The organism is Ornithinibacillus scapharcae TW25, from assembly GCF_000190475.1.
GTDB classification, from domain to species: domain Bacteria; phylum Bacillota; class Bacilli; order Bacillales; family Amphibacillaceae; genus Ornithinibacillus; species Ornithinibacillus scapharcae.
On record NZ_AEWH01000006.1, the window covers coordinates 200,607 to 218,621 of the forward strand.

Below are 18,015 nucleotides of genomic sequence, written 5' to 3' on the forward strand. Positions count from 1 at the left end.
TTAAGTCATTTTGTATATTTTAAAAAGGATTAAGCATATGCTCAATCCTTTTTCTTAGACTTTATAATGAATGAAGCTATAAAACTAATGAATCCTGCTATTATCCAAATAACGCCTCCTAGATGTTGTTCTGGGATTGGTTGGAACGGTAATATGAGTAGTACTAGTTCCTCCGAGATTTGCTGACCAGGTGGTAGACATACTTGCAGAGCTTGTGTGAACGTATCTAAGTCTGTATAGGCGTGGTATAAAACATCCTTCGACAACATCAGTATAATGCCTAGTGGAATAATCCCTAGTACACAAAATAAGTGGTAATACAAAAGTTGTTTCTTACCTGGAATCGGAATAAGTGTACCCCATAGAAGCATTGCACTACCAAATAAAAGGAATAAATAAATATAATTCCCATAAAGGTCTACTCTTGCTTGATCAAATATTGGCGGATAATGATATGCATATAGCACAAGAAAGAATAAACTGATGGCTATATATGGTCTAGACATGAATAATACTGATTTTTCCAACAGAGGTAATTTCTTAAACAGGTTATACTTCATTCCAATAACTAGTAATGGTGGTGCAATAAAACTAAGAATAATAACCTGGATAATATGCGCACTAAATTGAATCCTCCCAAAAATATTAAGAGGACTGCCAGCAGCTATGAATATCAAAACTAGCCCGAATAAGAATGACACTTTACGCGTAAAGGAATGACCTTTCTCCTGAGGCAGTAAAAATAAATAGATAACGGCAGTAAATGCAATAAAAAGAAATACTCCAGCATTCCATAAGGAGGAAAAAGGAAACTCCTCTAACATGATATCAAGCATATTGAACAACCCCTTACCTTTTCCATCTACTATTATTGTAAAGGATGAGGAAAACATAATAACTAACAAATTATTACAATTTCATGAAGGCATCTTTAATTAAATATCATGTTTCACAGCATAGATTGCTAGTTGTGTTCGATCACGCAATCCGGTTTTTTGTAGGATTTGTGTCATATGATTTTTAACCGTTCCTATTGATAAGAATAGCTCGTCTGCTATTTCCTTATTCGTCTTCCCCTCGCCTACTAATTTCAAAATGGATAACTCTCTCATAGTTAAATCTACTGTTACTTCTTCTTTTCGGGCATTTTGTAATAATTTTGGCATGACCTTTGCGGCTACCTCGTCATGAATCGCCATACCACCCTGCATACAGCTATACACTGCTTCAATCAATTTTTTCGAATCGGATGTCTTCAACAGAAAGCCGTTTGCACCTTCCTTTAATGCTTGGACTGCGTATTCGTCATCATTGAACGTAGTTAGAATTAGGATTTTTACGTCAGGCCAATGTTTCTTGATATACCGAGTAGCTTCAATTCCATTCATAATTGGCATACGAACATCCATCATGATGAAATCCACCGTAAACTTCTGCAAAATCTCGATGGCCTGAGCGCCATTCTCCGCCTCATGCGTAACCGTTATATTCTTATCCTGTTCTAAAATGACTTTTAACCCTTGTCTTACTATAGCTTGATCCTCCACTAATAAAATCCGCCACATAAGCTTCCCCCTAATTTACTTTTGGAATTATTCCTGATAAGTAGAATCGATCATCCTTTTGGAATACATCAAGTCTTCCATTAATCTCCTCTAATCGCTTTTGCATATTTGTTAAACCAAACCCAAAAACAATTGGTTTCACCTTATATATAGCATTCGAGATTTCAAACGAAACATCCCCAATCGCAGACTTACCTAACACCACTCTTACCTCTCTAGATTGACCGTGTCTCATAGCATTTGTAAGAGCTTCTTGAATGACACGATATAAGACTACATTATTTTCATTGGAAAGAGGAACCGTCAGTACTCCTTGTTGAATCGTAAACTGTACCACGATTTGGTTTTCCGCTTCTAATTTCCGAATCATATTAACAACTGTAGCAATACCTTCACTTTCCTCCGCCTGTAATGCCTTTACTGCCTGTCTTGTTTCCCCTAAACTTTCCTCTGCCATTTTCTTTAACTCACGGTATTCACTATTCTCAGATTGAATCGCTAGCATCTCTAATTTCATAATCAAAGCAGTTAAACGATGTCCAACCGAATCATGGATATCCCGCGCAATTCTGTTACGTTCCTCCACTCGGGCGTCTTGTTCAGCTAATAGATTAAATCGCTTGAGCTTTCGATATTCGACTAATAATTCCTCGTATAATCGTCGTTGTTCCTTCCAAGTTGTTTGAAAATGATTGGAGACTATTAGGATAAAAGAGATAAGTACAATAACCACCAGAATCTCAATTGTATTTTCAGCTATAAACATACTGACTAACAAAGATAGAACTAAATTAAAGATGATGAATAGTTTTATAGATTTGGCATTTAATCGTAATGAAGCAATAATCATCATATAGAGTAACAAGATAATCGTAATGAACAATTTTTCTGTTAACCAAATTCCATGCCCTACAATTATGAGGGAGATTAATATGTATAAATAAACCGAAGCTTGCTGTAAAGAAAGGAAAAAGAATACACCTATTGCTAGTGAGAAACTCATAATACTGAGCCCTATATTTTCACTATATTGAACTATCATATAAGACCATAGACCGACAAACACTATAAATCGCAACATGAAATATTTCATTATATCCAACTTTCTCGGAATCGTGTTATTTTAGATTATCACCTCATATTCTATCATACGATGACAGCTTCTTAACTGGTTAATTTTATGGAAAGGAGGATATTCCGATTGTACTAACGAATAGTAATGAACAGAAGGAGGTATTTTATGAAGTATTCATATTTTATTACTGGTTTTCCTGGCTTTCTTGCATCAAGCTTACTGGAACAATTAATTATTGATCATCACTCTAGCATTCATCATATTTATTTATTAGTGCTACCAAGTCAGGAAAAGTTAGCTATCGAAACCTTAAAGAACATCAAGCAAAGTAACCTAACAACAGAACAAATTACCATTGTCACCGGAGATATAACTAAAGAAAATCTATCAATAAATCCCGAGTTAATGCACGATTTAAAACTTAAGATAACCCATGTCTTTCACTTAGCAGCCATCTACGATTTAGCAGTTCCAAGAGACATCGCATATGAGGTGAACGTAAACGGTACCGCAAACCTGAATAAATGGCTACGGAATATATCAAATTTACAACGCTATATTTACTTTAGTACTGCCTATGTATCTGGTAAAAGAGAGGGGAAAATCTATGAGCATGAATTAATGGTAGGACAAGAATTCCGCAATCATTATGAACATACGAAGTTCCTGGCAGAAGTTATTGTGCAGAAGGATATGAAGGATATTCCGACTACGATTATTCGTCCTAGTGTTATAAAAGGTCATTCTGAAACTGGTGAAACGATTAAATTCGATGGCTTATACTTCATGCTAAATGTATTAGATAAATTACGCTTTTCACCTATTATTCCCTACTTTGGTCAAGGAACACCAGAAGGAAACTTTGTTCCTTCAGACTATGTCTTAAAGGCAACTAGTTACCTTGCCATAAATCCAAATGGCGAAGGAAATACCTATCATCTAACAGATCCAAGTCCTTATCAAATGTGGGAAATACAGAAAATGTTATCCGAAGAATATCTTGGAAGGGTTCCAAAAGTGCATATCCCCTTATCGGCTACCAAAACAGCTTTACATATAAAACCAATAAGAAAATTGCTCCAGGCAGAAGCTGAAGCGATGGATTATTTCACAATTCATTCCTCTTATGACACTAGCCAAGCAGTTCGAGACCTACAAGCGTCAGGAATTAAATGCCCTGACTTAAAGGATACCTTAAAACCAATGGTTCAATTTTATCGAAAATATAAAGATGATGAGACTAAGCATATAAAAATTAACTAATAATAGAACGGTGTATATCTATAGCACTAAGAAGACAAAATTCTATTAAAACCGCATCAGGTAGGTATTTTGAAGTAATAAATTAAATTCTGAGAATATTTTACCATTTCGCAATAATCTCGATACGAGACCCGTATATTTGTAGTATAATAAGGTGGACAATACTGTAGGCGGAGAATCGACTGAAGGAATTGGAGTTACCGGCGGCTTCAAAAAATTTCCCTTAGGAAGGGGCTGAAGCTTGTGATTCCAATTGACAAGACTATTGAGTTAATGTTAATGTTCTCAACGCTTGTATTGTTAGTTGTGAACTCCCGTGAAAAAAAGTAATCACCCTGACTTTTCATAAAGGAACAGGATAATTACCTTTTTCACCAAGAACGGAAGTCGCCGCAGCCTACGAAATTGTCCGAGTCGTAAGTTGCAGCTTACGACTCACCCCCTATCATCAGGCGAACGACACTCCCAAAGTCAATTATACAGAATTGGATAAGCACACTACAACTGTTTTTTTAGAAAATTACATCAATTACTAAAGATATTGTAATATTTGTTTCCAAACTCCCATTTTTTCCTCTAAAGATTTGTTAAAACGTCCTGGAACTGGACTAGAGGAAGGAAGTTTTATAACCGATACACCTTTTAAAATCTCCGGTTTACAATACTTCTTCAAAGTATTGTATGACTTTGTTCCATTACACGCCAAGAGTTTTATGGTGGGAAATTCTACTAGTAATTGTGGGATATCATTGGGTTCCTCATCTCGAATATTAGAATCTAGACTCCCCTCTCGATAACAGGAACCAATGGTATCCCATAATGCTATATGTTTTTCTTTGATAAAGGAAATCTTTTCCTCATATGAATCAGATGGTACTTCTTGGAATATCCCATAAATAAGGTTCCAAAAATGATTTCTTGGATTACCGTAATATTCATGTTGCTCCAATGAGCGTACACTAGGCATTGACCCTAGGATAAGCACCTCAGATTCATTTGTAATAACTGGTGGTAAACCAACTATTTTTTCTATCAACTTATACTTCTCCCTTACAAAACCGCAAAGCATAATCTCGCTGTTCTTCATTTTTCCATAATGCTAACGTATCTAAAACCGCTAAGGTGAATTCCGGAAACGCTGTCCCTTTTGCAGTAATCATTTTGTCCGTTATTTCTAATCTAGTTCCAGTATATGTCGCCGCATCAAAAACTGCCTTAAACATTTCGTACGTATTGGGGGTACATGTAAATTGTTTCCCCGCTAATAGACCAGCTTTACCTAATAATACGGCAGATGCACAAATGGAGGCAATTGGGATCCCTGCCATCCTCGCACTGATTAAGAATTCCCGAATTCTATTATCATCAACTACTTTCGCAATTCCATCCCCACCTGAAACGAGAACCATATCATAATCTCTTGGATCAACATCTGAGATTACTGCATGTGCTTTGGTGATAAGTCCAGCAACACTTTCAACCGGATCTCCATCCACTGTCGCTGTAGTAATAGTAGCATTTCCTACTTTTCTCAAAAAGAAAAGTGTATGTGCGATTTCAAAGTCTGCATACATAGGATATGCAAAGAATAATATTTTTTTGGCCATTTTTATCCTCCCACTATGTAGACCTATAATGCAGCCAAACCATTCCTGTTTCTATTTTTTTCATTGTGATTAATTCTAGCTTCAAAATATCATTTATGCTCGTAAGTTCTGGACCATCAAATATGGAAGGAGTACTTGTCCCCCCTATAGCCAATGGTGCAAACGAAATACTTACCTCATCAATTAAACCCTTTCGTAAAAATGCTCCATTCAGTCCTGCTCCTCCACTTAAACCTAATCGTCTAAAACCTTTCTCATATAACTTTTCCAATGCAAGCTGTAAGTCGATATAATCTCCTCTCCCTGCTTGGATATAACATATTTCTTTTTCTTTGAGCTGCTCAATATAATCGTCGGGAACATCCTCTCTCGTCACAACCAATAATCCATCTGTTTGATACCAATCAATTCTTCCCCTGCCGTCAAAAACAATGTATGCTTTTGATTTTTTTGGCTCATATAATGCTCTATCAAGTTCAACCCAATGGTTACCAAAAACCAGTAGCGTTTCACTCCCGGAGACCATCCCGTCACAATCTAATTCATCATAAAGCTGATTCGTATACTCGTGAGCCTCTCCATCAATCCCAGCAGCCGTCCATTCAGAAACATTCCGTCCCCTTGCTGTTGCTGTTTTACCATCTACAGATGAAAAGATATTTAAGATTATCTTTGGTCGCTTCATCCTATCCCCCCCGCTATAATTATTTATTATACTAAATTTTCAGTCTATGTACTAGTCGTTCTGACATAGGCTAATAACCAATCATCCCCAAACACCTTGAATAGACTATCCTTAGTAAGGAGGGGACGTCTCTTATGACACTACCTTTATTATTAGCAGGTCCGATTATTAGGCGTGTAGAACAAAATCAAGTATATATATGGTTGTCAACAAGTCGATATGTACAAATTGATGCATTCTTTTACTCGATTAGCAACGACACGGAAACACAGTCCATTCACTATGAACCACTACGCATACAAGTTAGTTCTGATATGATTCAATCCGGTAAAAATCTCTATACCTATTTAATCAAAACAACTCCATTTGCTAGTGTATTCCCTCTTGACAGTCTGATTGGCTATAACATTCTATTTAAGAATAGGTACGAGCAAATCGATTTAGGTGACCTTAATCTTTTAAATAAACAATACCCTAATAATATCGTTTACGGGAATCTACGATATCCCACCTTTATCATTCCAGAAAAAACTGATACCAATATTCTCTATGGTTCCTGTCAAAAACCACATGGAACAGATCAAAGTGTCATGGTTACCGTAGATAAAGTCATTGAACAAAAAGCGGTAGATATTCAAGAAAGGCCTAATTCTCTGTTTTTAATGGGGGATCAAATCTATGCTGATGATGTCGCCGATCCGATGTTCTATAAACTTCAACATGTGGCCCAAGAAGTTATTGGAGAGGAATTGCAGCAGTTGCATACGTTAGACTCCCGTTTAAATATGAAGCCTTTCCGTACCTGCATAGACCAGCTGAATGGAAGGCAAATTATCATGTCAAACTTTGCTAAATTCACTTCACATCAAGCCAAAAATCATTTAATACGTTACCAAGAATATGCAGCAAAATACCTTCTCACCTTAAGTCCTGCGCTATGGGAAAACAGAGATAATCATTTTCCTACCTTTGATGAACTGCTTCATAAAGATAGGTACTATGTTATCTATCCTGCCTTTAAAAAACGAAAACGAAAAAAGGAAATCAAACATTTAAAAAAGCGTTATGAAAAGGAACTTTGCGAGGTAGAAGAATTTATTCCTACCCTGTCCGCAATGAGAAGAGTACTAGCCAATACACCTACCTATATGATATTTGACGACCATGATATTACGGACGACTGGAATATTTCTCCTGAGTGGGTGGATAATGTGTACCACGCTAAACTCGGGATTCACACCATCACCAATGGATTATCTGCTTATTGGTTGTTTCAAGGGTGGGGAAATGATCCAAAAGGTTTCAAGTCCTTTCTCCCTCTTTTCACCTCGCAATTTCACTATTATGTAACCAATTCCATCTTTCCTGAGCGATGGGCCAAACAATTAACGAAGCTTCCAATTTGGTCCTTTGTTGCACCAACAAATCCAAAATCATTATTTCTAGATATTCGAACTATGAGGGATTTTGATTATAGACCAAAACCGTTGCGTGTTGGGTCGGTGTATCAAGAGGGAAAAAATTCTCCCGAACTAATTGGAAAAGATGGCTGGAATGTTATAACCCGAACACTGAATAGGAGTAAGTGGGCCGTTGGAAGTCCATTAATTATCATTTCACCAACACCCTTTTATGGTTTAGGTATTATAGAATCGTTTTTAAAAAAGTTCGTCTATCCACTACGAGCTATAGGTTTACCTGTACGTTATGCACTTGATTTCGAAGCATGGAAATACAACGGTAGAGGATTTAATCGGTTCATTCAACATTTGTTCCAATGGAATCCACAACCATGTATTATCCTATCTGGTGATGTTCATTATGCTAATGCGCTCCGTTCCACGGTTTATAACCAACTTAAAGGAAAACTAACTATTAACCAATTCACCAGCAGTCCGATTCATAATATGAGTTTTTCAGGTATTTGGGGAAAATCTCTTAAACTAATTGTCGCCTTAAACTCTATTACCAGAAAGCGAAAAACCTTCATCAGGTCTTTCGATAAAGGCAGTAATTTGTCATTTGGAAAGCTATCTGTAGTAAAGAAAAAACAAATTATCTGGCATGAAGAAATCAATTACTTGTCAACCACTAGCGGAAAAGTCATGCATACCCACAATAATGTTGGACTTATCAAGATAACGGATGAAATGATTCAAAATAAGCTTATTATGAACAAAAGAACCTCCACTTATAAGAAGTCCTTTAGATAGAAAAAAGCCAGGTTCCGAGTACCCGGAACCTGGCTTAACCTTAATAATAAGATAAGGATGAAATACCAATAATTAACATAATAATTAAAATTAATAGTCCATATAAACTCAACGTTATAATACTAATGACACGTCCCGCAATTGCAAGGCCTCTGCCAGACTCACCAGAAACAGTCATCTCTTTTATACTGATATTAGCAAACACGAGACCAATAATCGCTAAGATAAATCCAACCCACGGTATAACGATAGATAAAATGCCTAATACCAATGCTGTAATTGATTTTCCATTCGTTTATTGTGGTTCCATTTCATACCTCTCTCTCTTAGACACGTATAAATAAAATATCAAATTGTAAGGAAAAAGTACACAAATTTTGTGTAGCAATATATAGTTCTATTTATACTTTTAGTATACTGGATACAATAGAATTTTCATATGGAGGAACGTAAACGATGAACAAACTCGTACTGGCTTCAACCTCTCCCAGAAGAAGGGAATTACTAGAACAAATACATATTCCATTTACGATTCGCAAGCAAACATTTGACGAATCTGTAGTTCAGACACAGGACCCTTCAAAAAAAGCAGAGCAATTAGCCTTGTTAAAAGCAAAGCATACCGAACTATTAGAACCAGATGAAATAATCCTTACAGCAGATACCATTGTGGCATACAATAGCAAAATTTTTGAAAAGCCTAGAGATGAACAAGAAGCATTTATGATGCTTTCCAATTTAAGCGGAAACACACATGATGTTTATACAGGTGTATCCATTCGCTCTGATACAAATCAAGTCTCCTTCGTAGAAAAAACATCTGTTGAGTTTTGGACTCTAACAGCTGAGGAAATATACGACTATATCAAAACAAAAGATCCATTTGATAAAGCTGGGGCATATGGTATTCAAGGCCACGGAGCTGTGCTGGTCAAACGTATTATCGGTGATTATTTTAATGTCGTTGGATTACCTATATCAAGAGTTATGCGTGAACTAAAACAATTTCACATAATAGGTGACAGCAAGGGCTAAGTCCACTCCAGGACCTCCCATAACGGAAAATATCCTATTTTATTAAATTTGTTGAGAGTGAGAACAAGAATATGAAAATAGAAATAAAATCTGTAACAACTGAAAATATACGTGATTGTGTTCGTTTAGAAGTCTCAGAGGATCAGAAGGATTTTGTCGCCCGAAATATTGCTACTATTGCGTGGGCATATGTTGATAATACCTTTACACCGTATGCCATCTGCCACAATGATGTAGTAATAGGCTTGGCTGCAGTAGAATATATTCCAGACAATGATCCAGAGGATAAGCATTGGATTCCGCGATTTATGATTGGTGCAGAATTTCAAGGAAAAGGCTATGGGAGAGGAGCGATGCGCGCATTAATAGAGATGATTGCTAAGCATGATGATTGCGAGAGGATACGCTTATCTGTAGTCCCCGAGAACAAAGGAGCGATTGCTTTTTACAACAGTATCGGTTTTAACATGACAAATGAAACAATTGAAGATGAATTGGTAATGGAATATTTCCTGACTGATGATGAGTAATTACAAATACTAAGGCCAGTATCTCCCCCTTTCAGAGATGGTAGATACTGGCCATTATTAAGATTTAATGATTGTGAATTGATAAGCTGAATATAAGTACCATATATAAAGAAGGAAATGAACTACTAGATTATACATTATAAAGATATTAGTAAATTGCTTCCTTTTCATAATCGTAATGACTACTAGAAATATCATGCACTGTGCGATAAACATAAGAGCAGCAAACATCAGTAGATAGAACTTTTCTTGCTCATCTGTAAGCAAATACCCATTAAACTCATCCAGCCTACCAAGCATGACGATAAATTCAGAAACATGTATCGCCAACCAGGTAAATAATGTATTTAGAACAAATAAGATAATAACCCATATGAACCACTTAGGTTTCAAAAGTTCACTCCCTATCTGGACAATTTATAAATTTAGCTATTTATTCCTTAGAGACAGTTTTATTGATAAATGCTAGTAATCTTTCCTGAAATTCTTCTGTTGCTACCGAATAAGCTTTTGTGTGACCTGCATCTGGTACAATCCAAAGCTCTTTCTCTCCTCCTGCTGCCTCATATAGTTCGTATGCCATATTAGTTGGTACTAACTCGTCTGAATCTCCATGAATGATAAATAATGGACGGGTATTCTTCTTTACTTGCTCCAGAGCAGAAGCTTCTCCAAAATAATAACCGGCACGAACTTTCGTAATGACACTAGTTACATCAAGTATCGGAAAAGCTGGTAGATGATAAAGATGTTTTAATTGATGTCTTAGTTCTTCCTTCACCGAAGTGTATCCGCTATCGGCAATAATTCCCTTCACTTCCTCCGGTAGTTCTTCACCACTTGTCATCAATACGAGCGTTGCTCCCATTGAATTACCATGTAACAATATTTGTTCTGATTCAAATTCATTTCGTAGTAAATCAATCCATTTCTTATAATCTAATCGATCATGCCAACCATACCCGATATAGTCCCCTTCACTTTCTCCATGGCCTCTAGCATCCGGCATTAATACATCAAATCCTTGGTCATAATAGAATTTGACTAGGTCATCCATATGATCTCGATTGCCACGGTAACCATGAGCAAGTATGACAGCCTTCCCTGTTTCGGATTCATTTTCGATAAATCCAGCTTTCAAAACTAAATCATCGTATGAGGTTATCTCTAAAATCTTCGGTTCTTGTTCTTTATACCACTTTTCAGCTTCTTCAATAATCGATAATGCGGTTTGACTCGCTTGGGCATTCACGCTTTCTGACTCACTATGTAACTCGATATCTGTACCACGTTTGATTCCTTCGCTATAAAAATAGTTACCTGCTACTAATAACCCTATTGCAACAATTACAACAATACTTCCACTAATAATTCCTATTTTCTTTTTCAAACGATTTCCCCCCTGAGATTAAAATTAATATTTTTCTAATGATTTTACCATAGAAAAAGGGATTCCCACTATGTATTAGTAGAAATCCCCTATCTATGATACATGTAATCCTTTTATCCCATCTTTATCACTGTGTCTATTATCTGTATCTGCAGGTTTATTCCCATTCTAAAAATTCTATACGATTTCCAAATGGATCATCCATATAAAATAGGTTTGCACCTGATAATTCATGATCTACCTTATACAATGCATTAGATGAATTCAAATACTGTTTCATTTCTTCAATATTTCTCACCCGGATAGCTGGATGTGCTTTTCTCGCTGGTTGGAAAGGTTCTTCTATGCCAATATGAATATGGACTTGCCCATTTGAAAACCAAGCTCCACCACGTGCCTTTAATTTATCCGGTTTATCAACCTCTTGAAATCCCAACAAATCACGGTAAAACTTCCTTGCTTGCTCTTCTCCACCTTTAGGGGCGGCTATTTGTACATGGTCTAACTGTTCATATTGAAATCTCATCCATATCCCCTCCTCGATAAAATTATAACCATGTTTTTTAACAATTCATAATACATTTACCAAATACACATTGAAAACATTTCGTTATATCTATTTAGCCCATATAAATGGTAGGATGAATATAGATATTATATTGGAGGGGAATACATATGTACCTTATGGAATACGGAAAGAAAGATATGCCAATTCTCGTATTTCTCCATGGTGGTGGGGTCAGTGGCTGGATGTGGGATGAACAAATCAATTACTTCTCGGAAAACTACCATTGTATTGTTCCTGACTTGCCTGGTCACGGATTAAGTAAAGAAGAGCATTTTACGATTCAAGATAGCGCTAGGGCGATATTAGATTTATTAAAGGATAGAAAAAGCGAGCAACCCATAATAGTTGTTGGGTTTTCGTTAGGTGCACAAATACTTGTTCAAATGCTAAGTGATGAGACAGATTTTATCGACTTTGCTATCATTAATAGTGCCCTCACAAAACCAATGAAGTATAGTTCGAAATTAATATACCCTCTACTAAAGATTTCTTTTCCACTAGTAAAGTTGAAGCAATTTGCCAAATTACAAGCCAAAGTGCTATATATCCGTGAAGAACAATTTGAATCCTATTATCAGGAAACGATCAGTATGACATATGACTCTTTTATCCAAGTGATGAGGGAGAACATGGCATTTCAAACACCGGAAAATTTTAAGGATTCATCGACTAAAATACTTATCACAGTAGGAGAAAAGGAAAAGAAAATAATGAGGGACTCTGCTAAAGAATTGGTTCACCAGAACAATAACAGTAAAGGAATTATAATTCCTTCTATTGGTCATGGTGTGTCTCTAGCAAATCCAAAGTTTTTCCACCAAATAGTAGAGGATTGGATTGCAACAGAATCGCTACCGAAAAACGTACAAGTTCTACATAAACAAAAATGACCAGTCTCCCTAGGGGAAACTGGTCGTTTCATTGTAAAGTTAGCAGCCACATATGCCGTATCTGTCATAAAAAGTTTTAAACCACCACTTCACCAAGTGGGTGTTCGCAGAAACCTTCCTGCCTTCCGCACGCTATGGCGGCACGGCATTAGAGCTTCAATTTAAAACTCCCTATTATACGTTTAGAGGTTAAAACTTAATAAAATACGTACATCGTAGCTCGTATCCTTATATTACTATGTTCTAATAGAAATAGCAATGTCAATGTCATCCAGTTATGGAAAATGAGCTATTCATCCTATTAACTCTATTAGAAAATTAGTTCATATACCTCACGTAATTGTCCAACTCGTAGATCATCTTGAACATTTTCTGCATAATCAATCTCTCGCTCTAGGATTTGTTCCAGATACTGTAATTCTTTATCATTTAAATCCTTAATAAAATCCTCTTCATTCTCATAAGTATTATGCTGAAGTTTATCATAAATAGACAGACTTAACGCATCCTCATCATAATTTGATAAAGACTCACGTAAGTATTGAAGCGTATTATCCATTCCGACACCTGCCTAGATTTTTGTATTTCTTTTCTTTGCCCTATCCTCGAGCTGAGTTTTTGGACGGTGATCTGCAGTTTCTTCCGTTAACCCTTGTGGATTAACACTAGATATAACACGCTTTTTACTCCAGTTATCACTTTTTTCAGCCATTGTTAAACACCTCCATTTCATAGTATTTCTATATTGAAGGTTATTATCCAAGTGGAATTTTGCGTAGATGAGTTGGGACTATATTGGGATGGACAGGGACTATTGATTGGGCTTAATCAAGCCCATGCTCTCCCACTATAACAAATCCCCGCATAAAAAGAGCACAGCAACTGTGCTCCATTCATCTATTTTTCACCTAATCCTTCATATTCATCGCGTAGCTCTCGTTTCAATACTTTACCACTTGGATTTTTTGGTAATGATTCAGCAAAAGCAACGTATTTTGGTACTTTAAATTTCGATAATTTTTCCTGGCAATATTCCACTACCGTTTCTTCTGTCAGTTTACTACTTTCTTTTAGTACGATAACGGCTGTCACTGCTTCAATCCAATATTGGTCTGGTATCCCAATAACCGCTACTTCGGATACACCGTCAAGCTGATAAATCGTTTCTTCCACTTCACGACTGGATACATTGACACCACCTGTATTGATCATATCTTTTTTACGGTCAATAATGGTAATGTAACCTTCCTCATCCATGACTCCAAGGTCACCACTGTGAAACCAGCCACCGCGAAATGCTTCAGCAGTTTTTTCAGGATCATGCAAATAACCTTTCATGGCATGTGGTGTTCGATGAACGATTTCTCCAATTTCACCGCGGGGTACTTCTTTGTCATTCTCATCAACAATTTTTGTTTGCAAATTTAATGTTGGTTTTCCTGCTGAACCAAGCTTTCTTAGTTGGTCCTCCGGCTGTAGGGCTGTTGCTAACGGAGCAACTTCTGTTTGCCCATAAAAGTTCCAAAACTTTGCATTTGGTAAGCGTTCAGACAGCTCTTTCAAAATCTCTCTAGGCATAATGGCTGCACCATAATAACATTTTTCCAAAGTTGATAGATTACGTGTATCAAATTCTGGATGTCTAAGTAATGCGATCCATACGGTCGGTGGACAGAATAATTGTGTAGCACCCTCTTTTTCAATCGTTTGTAAAATAACTTCGGGACTAGCTCCGTCCAAAATAATACCACTTGACCCCAAATATATACTTGGTCCTAAAAAGCAATGGAGTTGTGCACTATGATACATAGGTAAAGCATGTATTAACACATCATTCTCAGACATATTTCCATTTACAATACAGCTCACATATTCACTGACAATGCTTTTATGTGTCAACATGACACCCTTTGGCCTCGATTCTGTTCCACTTGTGTACAAAACATGAGCTAAATCATCATCTGATAGATCTTCCTCAACTAAATCGATAGGCTGGTCCATTCGTATATCTCTTAATGCAATCCAATCCCCCAGGCTATCAGGTAAAATATCCGCTTCTTCTAAGTCCATAATATATCGAAAAGACATTTCCATGCCCGCGCTAGCTCGATCTAACACAGGCGCATATTCTTCTGAAGCTATTAAACCACTTACCTTTGCATGCTCTAGGATGAACGCAACTTCCGGACTTGTTAACATATAATTGATTGGAATCATAACTGCACCCATTCGGGCTAAAGCAAAATTGACCATAACAAAGTCTAAGCTATTCTTTGACATCACCGTTATCATATCGCCTTTTTTCATCCCTCTTTGCCGGAATGCTTGGGCTGTCTGATTGACTAAGTCATCCAGCTCTTCATAGTTCAATCGCTTGTCCCGATATGCAATTGCAAACTTATCAGGCATTCTTTCTCGAGTTCTGGTTAGTAAGTCCCCTAATGTATTTCTTCGGGCACGTTCCAATAACTTATCTAGTCCGTCCAGTCCCTTTAAATCGACATTCATATACGTTCCTCCCCCAATATAATTCGGTGATTTAATTTGTATAAATATTCTATTTATTATTTTAATTCAGAAATATACCATTAGCAATACACATGGCAAAACTTCGTGATATTCGCCTAAATTCGACCATACAAGCTACTCTATAGCCTAAAAAATCATATAGTTTAAATGACTACTTACCTAGGGGGAAATATGATGGAAGAAACATGGGAAAGGCAGCCTCAACATTTGGCGTGGCACGAAACATTAGAAATTCATGAACTAGTAGCATTCCAATCAATAGGTTTAATGAAATTGAAGAAATCCATTGGTGACGTCCAGGATGAAAGACTTCGAGGATTGTATCAAAATACCATAAATGGGCTAGAAGTTAACCTTCAAGAACTATTGCAGTTCTACGCACTCGCACCTAGAACAGAGGCTATGAACACACCAGAAATGGAAAAAGGATTTTACGCAGGCGACCTACTAGCTCTTGCGAAAACCTCTGTACGTAATTATGCAATTGCTATAACAGAAACCGCTACACCTACCGTTAGAGAGACCTTAACCAATCATTTACAAAAAGCTATTCAGACCCATGCAGATGTCTTTAATTATATGTATGAGAACGGATTGTATCCTGCTTATGATATGAACCTATTATTAGAAAACGATATGATGAATGCTAGAAATGCTATCGAAATGGATTATTAACTGGAAGATCAATTACCATTACGAAATCCCATAAAAATGTACACCAAAAAAGACACGGTTATCCAAAACCGTGTCTTCATTCCTTATCTATCAAAAACAACTCTCGTATCACTAAACATATCATGCAACCCTTGTTTTTCACTCGTAAATCCGACAATGATATAAAGGAGAGCTAAGAACGAAAACGCTTGGTAAATGAACCTTCCAACCACTTCCCTAAAAATTACATCACTCCACTTTAATGGCTCGCCATCTTTACGGATTACTTTAATGCCAAGTATCATCTTCCCTAAAGTCTGCCCAAAGAATTTGGTCATGAGTATGAAATAAAGGAAGATAATGATAGAACCGATAATCCATGGTACGGACCAGATCCCTATAGTAATCGCATAACCATCATTGACAAATTTAAAAGGTGATAATAGTATTCCATTCAAACTAGAGACCACTAATAGGTCAAATAAAAAGGCCCAAAAACGCATCCAAAAACCTGCATAGCGCTCATGTCTCTCAGAGGATTCAGCATGATATACCATTGTATTTTCAGTCATCCTAATCCCTCCTTAGTTTGAATATAAATACATTGCTCGAGGTGTATTCGCTTCATTAATAATCTCTAGAACATTAACTAATTCTTCATCCTTGCCAATCAGGTTTTGCACAGACATACCTAAGAACTGTTCAAATCCAGTCGATTTATTATATTTCACTACTAGTGCATTTTCGAGATTATGTTCTTGCTTCATCATTTCAATTGTATCGTCCAGAGAACCTAGTTCATCTACCAAACCATTTTCTTTCGCTTGATTTCCAGTGTAGACTCTTCCGTCACCAAGCTCACGAACTGTTTGCTCGGACATCCCTCTTCCCTCTACAATAACCTGTACGAAGTCCCCGTACATGTCATCAATCATTTCTTGCAGCAATGCTCTTTCCTCATCTGTCATTTCACGGAAGGTGGACATGATGTCCTTATGCTCACCACTCTTTATGGTATTTACTTCGACCCCTATTTTTTCAGCTAATCCAGCTAGATTATAGCCTTCCATGATGACACCAATTGATCCCGTCAAAGTTGCTGGGTGAGCAACAATTTTATCAGCTGGTGCGGAAATATAGTAACCACCAGATGCAGCTGTATTCCCCATCGAAACATAAACTGGCTTTTCATATTCTTCCTTCACTTCTAGAATCATGTCATGTATTTCGGCACTTTCAACAACACCACCACCTGGTGTATTGACACGTAAGACAATTCCATCTACATTAGGGTCTTTACCAGCTTCCTCCAACATCTCTAAAAACTGACGGTGATTGTAGGATGTCGTGTTTATTAAAGTACTTGGTGCGGTATCCTGTATGACCCCATCTAAATGAAGTACAACAATCTTTCCATTTGAACCGTCTTCCACAACTTCTTCTTGAAACTTACTTTCTGGAAAAGTAAATAACTGATCAAAGTTAGTAGTTGCAATACTCGTCACGAGCTGGAATCCTATCGATACTACAAATAGAACGGCCGCCGTAAGTAATGCAAACCAGCGTTTTTTGTTCATGAAAAATCCTCCTGTTTTCCCAAAAATATGTATAGTAAAAGGATACACTATTTCAAGGGGCGATATCTAGTTAGACAACATCATCTTATAATAAAGCAAAGAAAACTAGTCCTAGTATCAGGCCTATATTAATCCCAATATCACCGGAGAAACTCTTATTCCCTGCCTTTTTTTCCCATATTGATATCATCTTTCCAATTATCACCAATACAAATGGTACACTTATTAATATTTTTGATAGTAATGAATGGTTTATCGTAATGTCTGAAATTAGTGGTGTCAATAGTAATAAACAAGTAATGATGATTGCTAATAGATAAAGACCTAATCTTACCTGATGTGATTTCAATATATGACCTCCTAAGATTCCTAAGATTCCTATTCTTCCCTCGTCCATGTCCGAATAGTCTTATACTAACATACCATTTCAAAAT

At 36.7% G+C, this 18,015-nt stretch carries 22 protein-coding genes and 1 other RNA gene; 6 read left to right on the forward strand and 17 right to left on the reverse strand.

The features are described from left to right. Positions 1 to 41 precede the first annotated feature (41 nt). The 3 genes from G5W_RS0102275 to G5W_RS0102290 all read right to left on the reverse strand — a co-directional run bounded on the left by G5W_RS0102275 (position 42) and on the right by G5W_RS0102290 (position 2,568). A complete protein-coding gene (locus G5W_RS0102275) occupies positions 42 to 836 on the reverse strand; it encodes a cytochrome c oxidase assembly protein (RefSeq protein WP_010093827.1) in 795 nt (264 codons plus the stop codon). A 99-nt stretch (positions 837 to 935) separates the two neighbouring features. Further along, positions 936 to 1,565 (reverse strand): response regulator transcription factor, encoded by a 630-nt coding sequence (locus tag G5W_RS0102285; protein WP_010093831.1) that lies wholly within the window; start codon positions 1,563 to 1,565, stop codon positions 936 to 938. Between the two features lie 10 nt (positions 1,566 to 1,575). After that, the gene (locus tag G5W_RS0102290; protein ID WP_010093832.1) at positions 1,576 to 2,568 is read right to left on the reverse strand and encodes a sensor histidine kinase; all 993 of its coding nucleotides are present in this window, start codon (positions 2,566 to 2,568) and stop codon (positions 1,576 to 1,578) included. A gap of 237 nt (positions 2,569 to 2,805) precedes the next feature. On the opposite strand from G5W_RS0102290, the gene G5W_RS0102295 reads away from it, so the two are divergent. Further along, the gene (locus G5W_RS0102295) at positions 2,806 to 3,903 is read left to right on the forward strand and encodes an SDR family oxidoreductase (RefSeq protein WP_010093833.1); all 1,098 of its coding nucleotides are present in this window, start codon (positions 2,806 to 2,808) and stop codon (positions 3,901 to 3,903) included. Between the two features lie 532 nt (positions 3,904 to 4,435). On the opposite strand, the gene G5W_RS0102300 is transcribed toward G5W_RS0102295, so the two are convergent. Genes G5W_RS0102300 through G5W_RS0102310 form a run of 3 tightly spaced genes read right to left on the reverse strand, consistent with a single transcriptional unit; the run spans position 4,436 to position 6,195 of the window. Further along, on the reverse strand, positions 4,436 to 4,939 hold the full coding sequence (locus tag G5W_RS0102300) for a DNA-deoxyinosine glycosylase (protein WP_010093836.1): 504 nt from the start codon (positions 4,937 to 4,939) through the stop codon (positions 4,436 to 4,438). Position 4,940: 1 nt separating this feature from the next. After that, positions 4,941 to 5,510, reverse strand: coding sequence for a DJ-1/PfpI family protein (locus tag G5W_RS0102305; protein WP_010093838.1), 570 nt, complete (start codon positions 5,508 to 5,510; stop codon positions 4,941 to 4,943). Between the two features lie 13 nt (positions 5,511 to 5,523). Next, positions 5,524 to 6,195: a RibD family protein gene (locus G5W_RS0102310; RefSeq protein WP_010093839.1), complete on the reverse strand. Its 672-nt coding sequence runs from the start codon at positions 6,193 to 6,195 to the stop codon at positions 5,524 to 5,526. A gap of 134 nt (positions 6,196 to 6,329) precedes the next feature. Here G5W_RS0102310 and G5W_RS0102315 point away from each other — a divergent pair, with 134 nt between their 5' ends. Next, entirely contained in the window at positions 6,330 to 8,408 is a 2,079-nt protein-coding gene (locus G5W_RS0102315) for a metallophosphoesterase family protein (protein WP_010093841.1), read from the forward strand. A gap of 40 nt (positions 8,409 to 8,448) precedes the next feature. Here G5W_RS0102315 and G5W_RS20225 read toward each other — a convergent pair whose 3' ends face one another. Next, positions 8,449 to 8,679 (reverse strand): DUF4190 domain-containing protein, encoded by a 231-nt coding sequence (locus tag G5W_RS20225; RefSeq protein ID WP_010093844.1) that lies wholly within the window; start codon positions 8,677 to 8,679, stop codon positions 8,449 to 8,451. A gap of 185 nt (positions 8,680 to 8,864) precedes the next feature. Between G5W_RS20225 and G5W_RS0102325 the strand changes: the two genes are divergently transcribed. Beyond that, the gene (locus tag G5W_RS0102325) at positions 8,865 to 9,443 is read left to right on the forward strand and encodes a Maf family protein (protein WP_010093846.1); all 579 of its coding nucleotides are present in this window, start codon (positions 8,865 to 8,867) and stop codon (positions 9,441 to 9,443) included. Positions 9,444 to 9,514: 71 nt separating this feature from the next. Further along, positions 9,515 to 9,973, forward strand: coding sequence for a GNAT family N-acetyltransferase (locus G5W_RS0102330; protein WP_010093847.1), 459 nt, complete (start codon positions 9,515 to 9,517; stop codon positions 9,971 to 9,973). A 57-nt stretch (positions 9,974 to 10,030) separates the two neighbouring features. Here G5W_RS0102330 and G5W_RS0102335 read toward each other — a convergent pair whose 3' ends face one another. The 3 genes from G5W_RS0102335 to G5W_RS0102345 all read right to left on the reverse strand — a co-directional run bounded on the left by G5W_RS0102335 (position 10,031) and on the right by G5W_RS0102345 (position 11,889). After that, positions 10,031 to 10,366: a hypothetical protein gene (locus tag G5W_RS0102335; protein ID WP_010093849.1), complete on the reverse strand. Its 336-nt coding sequence runs from the start codon at positions 10,364 to 10,366 to the stop codon at positions 10,031 to 10,033. 40 nt (positions 10,367 to 10,406) lie between these two features. Continuing rightward, positions 10,407 to 11,363, reverse strand: coding sequence for an alpha/beta hydrolase (locus G5W_RS0102340; RefSeq protein WP_010093850.1), 957 nt, complete (start codon positions 11,361 to 11,363; stop codon positions 10,407 to 10,409). Between the two features lie 157 nt (positions 11,364 to 11,520). Then, positions 11,521 to 11,889 carry a VOC family protein gene (locus G5W_RS0102345; protein ID WP_010093851.1) on the reverse strand — a complete coding sequence of 123 codons (369 nt, stop codon included), beginning with the start codon at positions 11,887 to 11,889 and terminating at the stop codon, positions 11,521 to 11,523. Positions 11,890 to 12,038: 149 nt separating this feature from the next. On the opposite strand from G5W_RS0102345, the gene G5W_RS0102350 reads away from it, so the two are divergent. Next, on the forward strand, positions 12,039 to 12,821 hold the full coding sequence (locus tag G5W_RS0102350) for an alpha/beta fold hydrolase (protein WP_010093852.1): 783 nt from the start codon (positions 12,039 to 12,041) through the stop codon (positions 12,819 to 12,821). A 39-nt stretch (positions 12,822 to 12,860) separates the two neighbouring features. Here G5W_RS0102350 and ssrS read toward each other — a convergent pair. The 4 genes from ssrS to G5W_RS0102365 form a co-directional block, all read right to left on the reverse strand. Next, a non-coding RNA gene (gene ssrS / locus G5W_RS23095) (6S RNA) lies at positions 12,861 to 13,046 on the reverse strand. A gap of 85 nt (positions 13,047 to 13,131) precedes the next feature. Beyond that, positions 13,132 to 13,380, reverse strand: a complete 249-nt coding sequence (locus tag G5W_RS0102355) for a hypothetical protein (protein ID WP_010093853.1) — start codon at positions 13,378 to 13,380, stop codon at positions 13,132 to 13,134. A 12-nt stretch (positions 13,381 to 13,392) separates the two neighbouring features. Further along, positions 13,393 to 13,533: a small, acid-soluble spore protein L gene (gene sspL, locus G5W_RS23100; protein WP_010093854.1), complete on the reverse strand. Its 141-nt coding sequence runs from the start codon at positions 13,531 to 13,533 to the stop codon at positions 13,393 to 13,395. A 185-nt stretch (positions 13,534 to 13,718) separates the two neighbouring features. Continuing rightward, a complete protein-coding gene (locus tag G5W_RS0102365; protein WP_010093855.1) occupies positions 13,719 to 15,329 on the reverse strand; it encodes an acyl-CoA synthetase in 1,611 nt (536 codons plus the stop codon). A gap of 195 nt (positions 15,330 to 15,524) precedes the next feature. On the opposite strand from G5W_RS0102365, the gene G5W_RS0102370 reads away from it, so the two are divergent. Continuing rightward, positions 15,525 to 16,025, forward strand: a complete 501-nt coding sequence (locus tag G5W_RS0102370; RefSeq protein WP_010093856.1) for a spore coat protein — start codon at positions 15,525 to 15,527, stop codon at positions 16,023 to 16,025. Positions 16,026 to 16,108: 83 nt separating this feature from the next. On the opposite strand, the gene G5W_RS0102375 is transcribed toward G5W_RS0102370, so the two are convergent. The 3 genes from G5W_RS0102375 to G5W_RS0102385 all read right to left on the reverse strand — a co-directional run bounded on the left by G5W_RS0102375 (position 16,109) and on the right by G5W_RS0102385 (position 17,930). Further along, positions 16,109 to 16,576, reverse strand: a complete 468-nt coding sequence (locus tag G5W_RS0102375; RefSeq protein ID WP_010093857.1) for an RDD family protein — start codon at positions 16,574 to 16,576, stop codon at positions 16,109 to 16,111. 12 nt (positions 16,577 to 16,588) lie between these two features. After that, a complete protein-coding gene (sppA, locus tag G5W_RS0102380) occupies positions 16,589 to 17,581 on the reverse strand; it encodes a signal peptide peptidase SppA (RefSeq protein ID WP_010093858.1) in 993 nt (330 codons plus the stop codon). Between the two features lie 85 nt (positions 17,582 to 17,666). Further along, positions 17,667 to 17,930: a hypothetical protein gene (locus G5W_RS0102385; RefSeq protein WP_010093860.1), complete on the reverse strand. Its 264-nt coding sequence runs from the start codon at positions 17,928 to 17,930 to the stop codon at positions 17,667 to 17,669. Between the last annotated feature and the right edge of the window lie 85 nt (positions 17,931 to 18,015).

Excerpts from the sequence above, each read along its gene's own strand:
- G5W_RS0102275 (WP_010093827.1), bottom strand. The coding sequence starts at position 836 with ATGCTTGATATCATGTTAGAGGAGTTTCCTTTTTCCTCCTTATGGAAT.
- G5W_RS0102285 (WP_010093831.1), bottom strand. The coding sequence starts at position 1,565 with ATGTGGCGGATTTTATTAGTGGAGGATCAAGCTATAGTAAGACAAGGG.
- G5W_RS0102290 (WP_010093832.1), bottom strand. The coding sequence starts at position 2,568 with ATGAGTTTCTCACTAGCAATAGGTGTATTCTTTTTCCTTTCTTTACAG.
- G5W_RS0102295 (WP_010093833.1), top strand. The coding sequence starts at position 2,806 with ATGAAGTATTCATATTTTATTACTGGTTTTCCTGGCTTTCTTGCATCA.
- G5W_RS0102305 (WP_010093838.1), bottom strand. The coding sequence starts at position 5,510 with ATGGCCAAAAAAATATTATTCTTTGCATATCCTATGTATGCAGACTTT.
- G5W_RS0102310 (WP_010093839.1), bottom strand. The coding sequence starts at position 6,195 with ATGAAGCGACCAAAGATAATCTTAAATATCTTTTCATCTGTAGATGGT.
- G5W_RS0102315 (WP_010093841.1), top strand. The coding sequence starts at position 6,330 with ATGACACTACCTTTATTATTAGCAGGTCCGATTATTAGGCGTGTAGAA.
- G5W_RS0102325 (WP_010093846.1), top strand. The coding sequence starts at position 8,865 with ATGAACAAACTCGTACTGGCTTCAACCTCTCCCAGAAGAAGGGAATTA.
- G5W_RS0102330 (WP_010093847.1), top strand. The coding sequence starts at position 9,515 with ATGAAAATAGAAATAAAATCTGTAACAACTGAAAATATACGTGATTGT.
- G5W_RS0102345 (WP_010093851.1), bottom strand. The coding sequence starts at position 11,889 with ATGAGATTTCAATATGAACAGTTAGACCATGTACAAATAGCCGCCCCT.
- G5W_RS0102350 (WP_010093852.1), top strand. The coding sequence starts at position 12,039 with ATGTACCTTATGGAATACGGAAAGAAAGATATGCCAATTCTCGTATTT.
- G5W_RS0102355 (WP_010093853.1), bottom strand. The coding sequence starts at position 13,380 with ATGGATAATACGCTTCAATACTTACGTGAGTCTTTATCAAATTATGAT.
- sspL (WP_010093854.1), bottom strand. The coding sequence starts at position 13,533 with ATGGCTGAAAAAAGTGATAACTGGAGTAAAAAGCGTGTTATATCTAGT.
- G5W_RS0102365 (WP_010093855.1), bottom strand. The coding sequence starts at position 15,329 with ATGAATGTCGATTTAAAGGGACTGGACGGACTAGATAAGTTATTGGAA.
- G5W_RS0102370 (WP_010093856.1), top strand. The coding sequence starts at position 15,525 with ATGGAAGAAACATGGGAAAGGCAGCCTCAACATTTGGCGTGGCACGAA.
- G5W_RS0102375 (WP_010093857.1), bottom strand. The coding sequence starts at position 16,576 with ATGACTGAAAATACAATGGTATATCATGCTGAATCCTCTGAGAGACAT.
- sppA (WP_010093858.1), bottom strand. The coding sequence starts at position 17,581 with ATGAACAAAAAACGCTGGTTTGCATTACTTACGGCGGCCGTTCTATTT.